Raw genomic sequence first — 12006 nt, forward strand, 5'->3', positions numbered from 1 at the left:
GCGCGAGCTTCGAACTTCAATGGAACGCGCCGTCAGTTGGACAGCGACAGATACTGCGACGTCAACGGCACCGGCGGGAACGGCTGTAAGCCGGTCTGCTTGTTGAAGCTGTAGCGCACGTACACGACCGCGAGCCACTCGCGATATTCATAGGCGTTGCCGAGCGACGCGGTCGCCCCGACCGCGAGCTGCGGCGCGAGCTGATATTCAGCGACGCCGCTGATCGAATACGACACGCCGGTCTTGCTCTGACCCGGGTAGACGGCGGTCAGACCGTTGCCGAGGGATTGCGCGGCGGCGGCCGCGTCGCCTTGCCGGGTCGAGCCGTCGTTCAGCGGGAAGTAGTTCGACGCATCCTCGCGATAATGCTGCACGCCGATCGAACCCTTCACGTCATATGTAAACAGGCCCGCGCGGCCCGACCATTCGACCGGCAGATTCAGGATCACGTACTGCTGCGGACTGAAGTAGCCGCCCTGGCCGTAAGTGAAGTACGACAGATTGCGGTTGTAGCCCATGATCGTCGTGTTCACGCCGACCGTCAGCGTCTGGTCGGCGTCTTTCAGCAGACGCGTGTAGACGCCGCCGCCGCCCTTGACCGCGTTGTTGCTCGGCACGTTGGTGCCCATGTAGTGCTGATACGACGCGTTCACGTACAGGCCGCTCGTGCCGTCGTCCCAGCTGAGGCTGGCAAGCGCGCCGTTCGACGTGACGCCGCCCCATTCGAGGCCGGCGGCCGCATCGCGCGCGCCCGCGTACGACAGCAGGCTGTCCGTCACCGCGCGCCGCGCGACCGCGATCGAGTACGAGACCTTGTCGGTGATGCCGCCGTTGTATTGCGCGCCACCGACGATGTTGGTCTCGCGCAAGCCGATCGGCGTCACGCCGATATCGCCGCTGATGCTGCGACTGTCATAGCCGACGGACAGGCCCACACCGCTCGCGGTCTGGCTGCCATAGTTGTTGGTGCCGTTCTGCGCCGCCGATTTCGACGACGCGGTCGAAAGCCCCGCGCCGAAGCGCGCGAGCGTCGACGTACTGTTCGACGCGGTGCCTGCGTCGAGCGTGACCGGGGTCGCGGTCACGACCACGTGACCGTTGCCCGCCTTGATACGCCCCTGGATCGGCGCCTCGATGTCGGTGAGCGACGACAGCCCGTCCTCGCCGACGCGATTGCGGAAGATCAGGCCGCCCGACACGGTGCTCGACTGCTCGCGATTGACCTGCGCAAGCTCCTCGGCGACGCCGAGCGTCTGCGCGTTCGCGACGTTCGACTGCGGGTTGTTCTGTGCGTTGCTGCCGGGCGGGTAGTACGGCTGCCCGTAGCCGGCCGGCGGTTGCGGAATGTACGGCTGCTGCGCGTAGTAGTCCTGGTTCGGGTAAGGCTGCTGTTGATAGGGCTGTTGCGGCGGGTACGGCTGATACGGCTGATACGCCTGCGCGTAGCCCTGCTGCTGCGGATACGGCGGCGGCTGCGCGTAGACCGGCGCGGGTTGGCTCGTTTTCGCCGTGCTCTTCTTTGCGCTCTTCTGCGTGCTCGTGCGTGTCGATCCGTACGGCAGCGGCGTCGACGCGGCGTTGGCCTGCGCCTCGCGCGCGGCCGGCGACATGGGCCACGGTGTGGCCGCATAGCCGTCCTGCGCGCCGTAGGGCTGCTGCCCGTACGCCGGTTGCTGCGGATACGCTTGCTGCTGCGGGTAAGGCTGCGGCTGCGGATACGCTTGCTGCTGCGGGTAAGGCTGCGGCTGCGGATACGCTTGCTGCTGCGCATAGGGCTGCGGCTGCGCATAGCCCGCGTCGTACTGCTGCCGCGGCATCGGCTGCCCGGGCGCCTGACCTTGTCCCGGATAAGGCTGCAACGGCGCGCCCGACTGGCTCGATCCGTTGGATTCCTGTCCGTAGCCGCCGACCTCGGCGGCGGAGCGGGGGGCTCCGTACGGTGCGGCGACCGGCGCGGGCTGTGCGGCTGTATCGCCGTCGCACGCTCGTTCGCACGTACGCGTGCAGAACCGCTGGTGCTCAGGCGGGGTGACGGCCGAGGCGGAATTCGAGCGAGCTGTCCTCGCCGAACGCGCTCGTCTGCACGACCGACAAACCGTGCGCGCCCAACGCGCTCAACCACGTCTGATAGGCGCCTTCGAGAAATGCCGGCGTCCAGGCGAGCGCCGATTCGCCGAAGGCGGGCAGCGGCGCGCAATAGTGAATGATGCGCAGCGACTCCGCCTCATCGGCGAGCGCGACGTAACCCCAATCCATCTGATGCCAGTAAGAATTCAACACCTGCTCGACCTCGGCCGTCGATGCGCAGGCGGGCAGCGGATGCGCGAGCGCGAAACGGCTGCCGATGCGATGCATCAACTGTCGCAGCTCGTCGTGTCCGATTTGCGCTTCGAACTCGCTCGCCAGCGCGCTCAGCATGCCGCGCCATTGCGGCGAGATTTGGCGTTCGAGCAGATAGTTGAGGATTGGGACCATGTTTTCCGGAAGTTCGCGGCCCGTTGCACATTGCGGACGTGACATCCATTGAGCATTGGAGTCGTCGGCAATCGGGCGCCGATTACGTCATTTCTGCCGGGTTGTCCAGGGTGCCGGCACACATCATGAAAAGTCTAGTTAAGACACAGGCTTTTAGCCACTTTCATTGCTCAGCTTATACGTTAATAAACGCGCATTCGAGACACATGAATTGCGTAATTTTTGCTGCTTAAAAGAAATTGAAAGGTTAATCTTCGCCTGGCGCGCGAAAAGGCTTGCGGAACGATAGGTGTATTAGCCGACAATCCGGCCTGATTTGAGCTTTAGTCTTTTAATCATGGATTCGGCGGAAGGTGAGTTGCGCGAAAGATCGGGCGCGGCGTCGTTCGATTCAAATAATTTGCAATGCTCGATTCACTCACTATTCTGCTGGTCACGATTCTGGCGGACGCAAGGGCGATGCGCAGGCGCCGAATTGATACGTCGTGTTACGTTAGCCATAAATGTTTATCGAACGTTTGCCGATAACTATTGGCGGAGTGACCGGAAACCCTGATCAGCCATCTATGTCTGCCATCCCGAAGCAGCACCTGCCCGAGCCAAGCATGCGTGAGCGCTTTCACCGGCGCTCGCTCGACCATCAGCGGCCGCTTTCCCTCGTGACGATGGGCTTCACGGTGGTTGCGTTCCTGTGCATGGTAACGGCGCGCGAACTGGTCGGCGCACCGGCCGGGCCGCTCGCGTACCGGCTGCTGTGCGCGCTTCTGCTCGCGCTGCTGGTGCTGGCGATCCCGCGCGCGAAGTCGACGGCGCTGTTCGGCGCGATCGGCGTCGCGTACGAACTGGTGCTGATCGCCGGGCTCGTGCTGAACGCGAAGGGCCTCGCGTATCCGTTGCCATGGCTATTGCCCGCATTCGTCGTGATACCGATCTGCGCGGCGCCGCTATGGCTCACGCCCGCGCATTTCGTCACCGGCAGCGTGGTGTTCTACGCGGCGGCCATCGCGCTGCTGCGCGGCAAAGCTCATGCGCCCGAGGTCGACGCGGCCGTGTGGACGTGGGTCATCGCGATCGGTGCGCCGACGGCGGTGGTGTTCCATTTCGGCTTCTACCGTTTCCGGCGCAACCACTTTCTGCTCGAGAGCCAGCTCGCGCAACTCGCGGCAACCGATCCGCTGACCGGCCTGCAAAATCGTCGCTCGTTCGTCAAGCACGCGGAGGGACGCCTCGAGACGCTGGCGCCAGGGGCGCAGATCTGCGCGATCTTTCTCGACATCGACAGCTTCAAGTCGCTCAACGACCGCTTCGGTCATGCGGTCGGCGACCATGCGCTGTTCCAGGTCGCGCAGGTGCTGAAGAACGCGGTTGCGCTCTACCAAAGCGTGAGCCGCATCGGCGGCGAGGAATTCGCGCTGCTGCTCGACAATGATCTCGCCGGCGCGCTGCAGCTCGCCGAGCGGCTGCGCCTCGACATCGCCGGGATCGAACGGCCGGACGGCCGTCTGACCGCGAGCTTCGGTGTCGCCGAGCATCGGCGCGGCGAAAGCTTCATGATGCTGCTCGATCGCGCGGACGAAGCGTTATTGCGCGCGAAGCAGACGGGGCGCAACCGTGTCTGCGCGGCGCGCGCGCTGCCGTTCGACGCGCTGCAGTCTCCGTTCGGCGATCCGAGCGCCGACGCGGCGCGTTACCGCTGGGAAGACTTCTATCTGATCTCGCACTTTCAGCCGCTCTACAGCCTATCGCATCAGAAGCAGGTCGGCTTCGAGGCGCTGCTGCGCGGAGAGCATGACGACGGCACGCTGGTGCCGCCGGTCGTGATGTTCGCGCCGAAGCCGTCGAGCGACGAAGGCGCGCTCGACCGCGCGAGCCACGCGGTGCATCTCGGCAACGCGCGTCGCGCGCTGCCCGGCGATGCGTGGCTGTTCCTGAACATCCTGCCGTCCACCTTCGTCGCCGAAGGCTACGCCGACCAGTTGACGAAGATCGTGCGCGCCGCGGGGCTCGAACCCGAGCGCGTGATCCTGGAGATTCTCGAATCGCATGGCGGCAGCGTCGACGAGATGTCGCGCGCGGCGGCGCGCTATCGCCAGCACGGCTTCCTGATCGCAGTCGACGACTTCGGCGCGGGCCAGTCGAATCTCGACCGGCTGCTGCGGATCCGGCCGGACCTCGTCAAGCTCGACGGCGAGCTGATTCGCGCGACCACGCACGGCACGCAGCAGCCGATCCTGCCGAAACTCGTGTCGCTGCTGCACCAGGCGGGGATGCTGGTGGTCGTCGAAGGCGTCGAGACGGCCGACGAACTGATTCTCGCGGTCGAGTCGAACGTGGATTTCGCGCAGGGCTATCTGCTAGGGCGGCCCGCAGCAGAGATCGCGCCGCCCGAGTCGGTGCATCGCCAGATCGACGATGCGTTCGACGTGATCGCGCAGGGCCGTGCGCATCAGCATGCGTTGTTCGAATCCGAAATGGAGCCGTACCGGCTCGAACTGCGGCGCGCGGCCGACGGCTTGCGCGCCGGCGCCATGATGGACGACGCGTTCGCGCTGCTCGCCAGCTTCGGGCGTTGCATCAGCTGTTTCATCCTCGACGCCACCGGCCGCCAGATCGGCCACGAGGTGCGCGGGCCCGCATGGTGCGAGGACGCGGCGTCGCTGCAGCCGGTCGCGAATCCGCGCGATGCGCGCTGGGATCATCGGCCTTACTTCCGCAATGCGGTGCTGCTGCCCGGCGAGGCGACCACCAGTAATCCCTATCTGTCGCTCGCGAGCGGGCGGCCGTGCATCGCAGTGACACTTGCCGTGCAGCTGGCGAGCGGGCGCTGTGTGTTGGGGGTCGAGCTGGATTGGTCGGCGCGAGGCTTGCCTTGGCCGGCGGGCGAGTAGGGGAAGTGAAAGGCTTTCGCTTCAATACCCGCCTTTGACCTGCGGCGCGCTCGCCGCCAGGTTCTTGTACGACGCGGCGAGGTCCGCGGCCGCGCGGCTCAGCAAGCCGGTGTCCGTGCCGACCGCGACGAAGGTCGCGCCCGCCGCCAGATATTCGGCCGCCAGCGCGGGATCAGGGGCGAGCACGCCCGCTGCCTTGCCAGCGGTGCGCACGGTGTCGATGCCGTGGCGAATCGCGTCGCGCACGCGCGCGTCGCCCGGCTTGCCGAGCAATCCCATCGACGCGCTCAGATCCGACGGCCCGAAAAACACACCATCGATGCCATCCACATGCGCGATCTCCACGAGATTGTCGAGGCTCTGCACGGTCTCCGCCTGCACGATCACGCACAGTTCGTCGGCGGCGGTGTCCAGATAGTCGGGCACGCGATTCCAGCGCGACGCACGCGCGAGCGCGCTGCCGACGCCGCGAATGCCTTGCGGCGGATAACGCGTGGCCGCGACCGCATCGAGCGCTTGGGCGGCCGTGTCGATCATCGGCAGCAGCAGCGTTTGCGCGCCGATGTCGAGCAACTGCTTGATCAGCGCGGCGTCGCTGCGTACCGGCCGCACGACCGGATGCGACGGATACGCGGCGACCGCCTGCAATTGCGACAGCGTGCTGCGTACGTCGTTCGGTGCGTGCTCGTTGTCGATCAGCAGCCAGTCGAAGCCGGCGGTGGCGAGCAGCTCGGTCACGTAGGCGTCGGCGAGCGCGGCCCACAGGCCGAACTGCGGTCTGCCTTCGGCGAGCGCGCGTTTGAAGGAGTTTTTCGGCAAGGACATATTGATGCGTTCAGATGAAATTCAAACCGATGCCGCCGAGCGGGCCATAGTCGATGTGGAACGTGTCGCCCGCGCGGGCGGGAATCGGGCTCGTGAACGAGCCGCTCAGGATCACGTCGCCCGCATTCAATGATTCGTCATACGGAGCAATTTTGTTGGCGAGCCACGCGACGCCGGTGGCCGGATGGTTGAGCACCGCCGCCGCGAGCCCGCTTTCCTCGACCGCGCCGTTCCTGTACAGCAACGCGCCGACCCAGCGCAGGTCGACGTCGAGCGGACGCACCGGCCGGCCGCCGAGCACGACGCCCGCGTTCGCGGCGAAGTCGGAGATCGTGTCATGGACCTTGCGTGGCGCGCGTGTTTCGCGATCGAACTGCTCGATGCGCGCGTCGATGATTTCGACAGCCGGGCTCACGTACGCAGTCGCATCGAGCACATCGAACAGCGTCACGCCGAGGCCCTTCAGCGGTTTGTTCAGCACGAACGCGAGTTCTACTTCGACGCGCGGCGCGATGAAACGATCCACGCGAATGTCCTGGCCGCTTTCGATGAACATGCTGTCGAGCAGCGGCGCGTAGTCCGGTTCGTCGATCTGCGACGAGCGCTGCATCGCGCGCGACGTCAGGCCGATCTTCCTGCCCTTGATTACGTGGCCTTCGGCGAGTTTCAGCTTGACCCACTCGCGTTGTATCGCGTAGCCGTCCTGTACGGTCATCTCTGGATACTGCGCGGAAAAATGGCGCAGCTGCGTGCGGGTCTTTTCCGCGTGATCGAGTTGCGCGGCGAGGTCGCGAATGGTTTGTTCGTCTAGCATGCTGATGTCAGCCCTTGAACCGCGCGTGCAGATTGTTGTGCTTCCAGGTGCCCGCTTCGCTGAACTCGTTGATTTCGAGCGACAACGCGAGCCCCTGCCGTTCGAACTCAGTGGCGAAGCGCTGCTTGATCAGCGCGAACAGCGCGTCGCCGGTCGCCTTCTTGACGACCTCCGGGCGGCCCGCGCCGATCTTCAGATTGGCGTGCAGGAACGCGGCGTCGGGACACCCATCGGCGATGCAGTACTGGTCGCAGCGCAGCGCGCGCACGCGGATGCCGCCGAGCGGATAGACGCGCTCGCCGTTATCGCGCTGCGCGTCGAGGCACTGCGCGAGGTCTTTGCATAGATCGCCGAGGCGTTGCGCGTCCGCGAGGTTGGCGCTGTATTCGAGTGTCAAGTGAGGCATGGCAATTCCTTCGCGAATGTCAGACGGGTAGCGGCGTGACCGGGAAGATCGCGTTGATCTGGCCGGTGCCCGAACTGCCGAAATAAGGCGTGACGACCTCGACCTTGCCGTCGTAACGATCCCAGCCGAGCGCGCCGAGCAGCATCGCGGTATCGTGCATGCCGCCTTCGCCCCAACATTTCTCGTTGTAGAGCGGCAGCATGTCGCAGAAGGTCTTCCAGTCGCCGGCTTCCCACATGCGCACCACGCCGCGATCCATCTGTTCGAGGAACGGGCTCCACACTTTGTGCATGAACTGCTCGGCGGTGCCATTGTTCGCGAAGTGATGCGACAGCGAGCCGCTCGCGAGAATGGCCACGGTACCGTCGTAGCGTTCTTCGATGGCCTTGCGTACCGCGAGGCCGAAACGCGCGCTGGTCGCGAGGTCGTGCCACATGCACCAGCCCGCCACCGACACCGCCTTGAAGTGCTGATCGCCGTTCATATAGCGCATCGGCACCAGCGTGCCGTATTCGAGCTCGAGCGTGGTCTCGCTGTGCGCGCGGCTTTTCACGCCCATTTCGTTGGCGACGTCCGCGATCAGTTCACCAAGCCCGACATTGCCCGGATACGCGTACGGCATGTTCCTGATGAAATGCGGCAGCTCGTTGCTCGTGTACACGCCTTCGAACTTCGGCGCGCAATTGATGTGGTATTCGCTATTCACTAGCCAGTGCACGTCGAACACGACGATCGTATCGACGCCAAGTTCGCGGCAGCGTCGGCCGATTTCATGGTGTCCGTCGATCGCGGCCTGACGGCAACCCTTGTGCGGACCGTCGAGCTCGGATAAATACAACGACGGCACGTGTGTGACTTTTGCTGCCAACGCGAGTTTGCCCATCGCGGTCTCCAGTGTCGACCGGAGTTAGAGCGTCAGCTCTTACTCCTGCCCCATGCTTTAGCAATTTCGTTTGACGGCGCGATTAAATGCCCCAGCGCGGAATATGATGCGAGCCGAGCGACACGCAGACGTTCTTCGGTTCGAGGAACACTTCATAACTCCACGTCCCGCCTTCACGGCCCACACCCGACGCCTTCGTGCCGCCGAACGGCTGACGCAGATCGCGCACGTTCTGGCTGTTCACGAAGCACATGCCGGCTTCGACGGCGGCCGCCACGCGCAGCGCGCGGCCCGTGTTCTCGGTCCAGATATAGCTCGACAGACCATACGAAATATCGTTGGCGAGACGGATCGCCTCGGCTTCATCGTCGAACGGAATCAGGCACGCGACCGGTCCGAAGATCTCTTCCTGCGCGATGCGCATACGGTTGTCGACGTCGACGAACACGGTCGGCGTGACGAAATTGCCGTGACGCAAGGCGTCGGGCAACTCGGGCGTATCGAGCCCGCCGCACGCAAGCGTGGCACCTTCCTTCGGGCCGAGTTCGATATAGCTGCGCACTTTCGCGAGATGCCCCTGGCTGATCATCGGGCCGACGATCGTGCTGTCCGCGAGCGGATCGCCAACCGTCAGGCGCTCCGCGCGCTCGACGAAGCGCTCGGCAAACCGCGCGTAAATGGAGCGCTGCACGAGAATGCGCGAGCCCGCGGTGCAGCGCTCGCCATTGTTCGAGAAGATCATGAACACAGCGGCATCGAGCGCGCGTTCGAAGTCGGCGTCGTCGAAGATCACGAACGGCGACTTGCCGCCAAGCTCCATCGAGAACTTCTTCAGGCCCGCGGTTTGCACGATGCGATTGCCGGTCGCGGTCGACCCGGTGAACGACACCGCGCGCACGTCGCGATGCGCGACGAGTGGCTCGCCCGCTTCCTTGCCATACCCGTGCACGACGTTCAGCACGCCCGCCGGGATGCCCGCTTCGAGCGCGAGCTTGCCGAGCATCGAGGCGGTCAGCGGCGACAGCTCGCTCATCTTCAGCACAGCGGTGTTGCCGAACGCGAGGCAGGGCGCCACCTTCCAGGTGGCCGTCATGAACGGCACGTTCCACGGCGAGATTAGCGCGCACACGCCGACCGGATGAAACAGCGTGTAGTTCAGATGCGAGTCGGTCGGGTACGTCTGGCCGTCGACGCGCGTGCACATCTCGGCGAAATAGCTGAAGTTGTCGGCCGCGCGGGGCACCAGTTGCTTGCGCGTCTGCGAGATCGTCTGGCCGGTGTCCTTCGTTTCGGTCTCCGAGATTTCCGGCACGTGCTCCGTGATCAGCTCGCCGAGTTTGCGGATCAGCTTCGCGCGTTGCGCGGCGGGTTTCGCGGCCCAGGCAGGGAAGGCGCCTTTGGCCGCTTGCACGGCCGCATCGATCTCCTTCGCGCCGCCGCGTGCGACCTCGGCAAGCACTTCCTGGGTGGCCGGGTTGACGGTTTCGAAATAGTCGCTCGAGGTGCACGCCTCACCGTTGATCAGATGGTCGATCGGCATTGCCTTGTCCTTTCGCTGTTCGGTGGGTTTTTGCTGTCCATCAGACGCGGCCGAAGTCCGCGTCCGAGGCGATCGTGTTGACGAGACGGCCGAGGCCGTCGATTTCGCAGACGACTTCGTCGCCCGTGTTGACGTTGACGATGCCTTCGGGCGTGCCGGTCAGGATCACGTCGCCGGGCGCGAGCGTCATGAAGCCGCTCAGGTATTCGATCAGCGCGGGGATGCTCGTGACGAGATCGCGCGTATTGCCGCATTGCTGACGCGTGCCGTTGACGAACGTGCGCAGCTCGAGCTGCGTGACGTCGGCGATGTCGGCGGCGTCGACGAACCAGGGGCCGAGCACCGTGCCGCCGTCGCGATTCTTCACGCGCAGATTCGGGCGATAGTAATTTTCGAGGTAGTCGCGAATCGCGTAGTCGTTCGCGATCATGTAGCCCGCCACGTGCTGCATGGCGTCTTCACGCGCGACGTTTTGTGCGGTTCGCCCGATCACGACCGCGAGCTCGCACTCGTAGTGCATGAACGTGACGTCGGCCGGGCGACGCGTGACGCCGCGATGGCCGAGCACCGTGCCGGGCCCTTTCAGAAACACCAGCGGTTCTTCCTGTTTGCTGAACTGCAATTCCTTCGCGTGCTCGGCGTAGTTCAGGCCGAGCGCGAAGATCGTGCCGACTTCGATCGGCGCAAGCCAGACTACTTCGTCCTCGCGAAGCACGCGGCCGTCGGCGAGGCGGACACCCTGCTCGTGCGGATACGCTTCGTGAATCGCTCCCGCATAGGCGACGCGGCCACGCATCATGACGGTTCTCCGTTGCGTTGATCCATGCCGATGAACGATATGGTCAAGGGCGGCAGCGCGCCGATCGACAGCGTGGCCGTATCGCCGACATGCGCGACCGGCGAGCCGTGCCGGACGCCGAGCGTGAGCACGTCGCCCGCGTTCAGCGTCATGAAATCGGTGACGTCGGCGAGCAATTGCGCGATGTTGCGCACCGACGTTGCGGTGCTTGCCGTGAACGGTTCGGCGCGTTTCAGCGAGACGGCGATGTCGAGCCGATCCGGCGCGACGACGTGGCGCGCGGCGACGAGCGCCGGTCCGATCACGCAGAAGCCGTCGCGTGCGCGCAGTCGCACGTTCGGGCGATACACGTTGGTATGCGGCACGCTCAGATCGCCGACCGGCGTATAGCCGGCGATGTAGTCCGCCGCGCGCTCGACGCCGACGCGCGTCGCGGTACGGCCGATCACGATGCCGAGTGACGCGCCGACCTCGACGCCGAGCGTGTTATCCGGCACGACCACGCGCGCCCGATGCCCGGCCAGCGTGTTGCGCGGCTTCAGATACAGAATCGGCGCTTTCGGCGGCGCCTTGTACGGTGCCGCATGCACTGCGTCGCCCAGCGCGTTCAAGGCGGCGCGATCGTTCAGCAGGGTGCCGTACACGGCGCCGCTGACCGGCGCGCGACACGCAACGCCGCGTGCCAGCAACGCGGCCGCGGTGTGCGCGTCCACGTCGCGAGGCAGCGCGTCGCCTTCGGGATGCAGCAGATGATCGGCAAAGGCAAACATGAATGCGCAGCCTCGTGGCGAAAGTTTGGCGAAAACACTAAGATGTTAGTAGTATCCTGCTTGATATCATTGACGGTCAATAGGCTGCCGGTTGATCGCGGGTTTTCCCGTAAGCTTCGACAGCTGTTTTTTTCTGATTCCTTGCCACCATGTCCGCTGCGTCCACCCGAGTTTTGCACCGCAATTTGCCGATGCTGCTGTTACGCGCCCGCGAAAAAATGATGGAGCGTTTTCGTCCGTTGATCACTGCACACGGACTTACCGAACAGCAATGGCGAGTGATTCGCGCGCTCAACGAGCACGGCCCGATGGAGCCGCGCCACATCTCCGACATCTGCACGATTTCGAGCCCGAGCATGGCCGGCGTGCTCGCGCGCATGGAGAGCATGGAACTCGTGACGAAAGAACGTTTCGCGGAGGATCAGCGGCGCGTGCTCGTGTCGCTGACCGATACGAGCGTCGAACTGGTGCGCGTGATTTCGAAGGATCTCGAGGCGCACTATCGCGAGCTCGAGCGCAAGGTGGGACCGGAGATCGTCGAGCGCGTGTATCGCGCGGTCGACGATCTGTTGGCGGGGTTGTCGGAAGAGGATGAGTGACGCGATG

Annotated in this window: 11 protein-coding genes; 2 read left to right on the forward strand and 9 right to left on the reverse strand. The window is 64.7% G+C overall.

Features of this window, described 5'->3' with window-relative positions; all coding sequences use genetic code 11:
- Positions 1-32 precede the first annotated feature (32 nt).
- Both HDG39_RS20910 and bcsD read right to left on the reverse strand, forming a co-directional pair.
- Complete coding sequence (locus tag HDG39_RS20910; protein ID WP_260328120.1) at positions 33-1859, reverse strand: cellulose synthase subunit BcsC-related outer membrane protein; 1827 nt, start codon at positions 1857-1859, stop codon at positions 33-35.
- Between the two features lie 160 nt (positions 1860-2019).
- A complete protein-coding gene (gene bcsD, locus HDG39_RS20915) occupies positions 2020-2475 on the reverse strand; it encodes a cellulose biosynthesis protein BcsD (protein ID WP_184008205.1) in 456 nt (151 codons plus the stop codon).
- Between the two features lie 566 nt (positions 2476-3041).
- Between bcsD and HDG39_RS20920 the strand changes: the two genes are divergently transcribed.
- On the forward strand, positions 3042-5363 hold the full coding sequence (locus tag HDG39_RS20920) for a bifunctional diguanylate cyclase/phosphodiesterase (RefSeq protein ID WP_184008207.1): 2322 nt from the start codon (positions 3042-3044) through the stop codon (positions 5361-5363).
- 21 nt (positions 5364-5384) lie between these two features.
- Here the strand turns inward: HDG39_RS20920 and hpaI are convergent, their stop codons facing one another.
- The 7 genes from hpaI to HDG39_RS20955 all read right to left on the reverse strand — a co-directional run bounded on the left by hpaI (position 5385) and on the right by HDG39_RS20955 (position 11400).
- Positions 5385-6188, reverse strand: a complete 804-nt coding sequence (hpaI, locus tag HDG39_RS20925) for a 4-hydroxy-2-oxoheptanedioate aldolase (protein ID WP_184008209.1) — start codon at positions 6186-6188, stop codon at positions 5385-5387.
- A gap of 10 nt (positions 6189-6198) precedes the next feature.
- Positions 6199-7002, reverse strand: a complete 804-nt coding sequence (gene hpaH, locus HDG39_RS20930) for a 2-oxo-hept-4-ene-1,7-dioate hydratase (RefSeq protein ID WP_184008211.1) — start codon at positions 7000-7002, stop codon at positions 6199-6201.
- Positions 7003-7009: 7 nt separating this feature from the next.
- Positions 7010-7408 (reverse strand): 5-carboxymethyl-2-hydroxymuconate Delta-isomerase, encoded by a 399-nt coding sequence (locus tag HDG39_RS20935; protein WP_184008213.1) that lies wholly within the window; start codon positions 7406-7408, stop codon positions 7010-7012.
- Between the two features lie 19 nt (positions 7409-7427).
- Complete coding sequence (gene hpaD / locus HDG39_RS20940) at positions 7428-8291, reverse strand: 3,4-dihydroxyphenylacetate 2,3-dioxygenase (protein ID WP_184008215.1); 864 nt, start codon at positions 8289-8291, stop codon at positions 7428-7430.
- Between the two features lie 82 nt (positions 8292-8373).
- On the reverse strand, positions 8374-9831 hold the full coding sequence (gene hpaE / locus HDG39_RS20945; protein ID WP_184008217.1) for a 5-carboxymethyl-2-hydroxymuconate semialdehyde dehydrogenase: 1458 nt from the start codon (positions 9829-9831) through the stop codon (positions 8374-8376).
- Between the two features lie 40 nt (positions 9832-9871).
- A complete protein-coding gene (locus HDG39_RS20950; RefSeq protein WP_184008219.1) occupies positions 9872-10630 on the reverse strand; it encodes a fumarylacetoacetate hydrolase family protein in 759 nt (252 codons plus the stop codon).
- The gene (locus HDG39_RS20955) at positions 10627-11400 is read right to left on the reverse strand and encodes a fumarylacetoacetate hydrolase family protein (RefSeq protein ID WP_184008221.1); all 774 of its coding nucleotides are present in this window, start codon (positions 11398-11400) and stop codon (positions 10627-10629) included. The genes HDG39_RS20950 and HDG39_RS20955 overlap by 4 nt, the downstream gene beginning before the upstream one ends.
- A 191-nt stretch (positions 11401-11591) precedes the next feature.
- On the opposite strand from HDG39_RS20955, the gene hpaR reads away from it, so the two are divergent.
- Positions 11592-11999: a homoprotocatechuate degradation operon regulator HpaR gene (gene hpaR / locus HDG39_RS20960; protein WP_018424961.1), complete on the forward strand. Its 408-nt coding sequence runs from the start codon at positions 11592-11594 to the stop codon at positions 11997-11999.
- Positions 12000-12006: the final 7 nt, after the last annotated feature.

Origin of the sequence: Paraburkholderia lebeckiae (genome assembly GCF_014201005.1) — a bacterium.
Lineage (GTDB): Bacteria > Pseudomonadota > Gammaproteobacteria > Burkholderiales > Burkholderiaceae > Paraburkholderia > Paraburkholderia tuberum.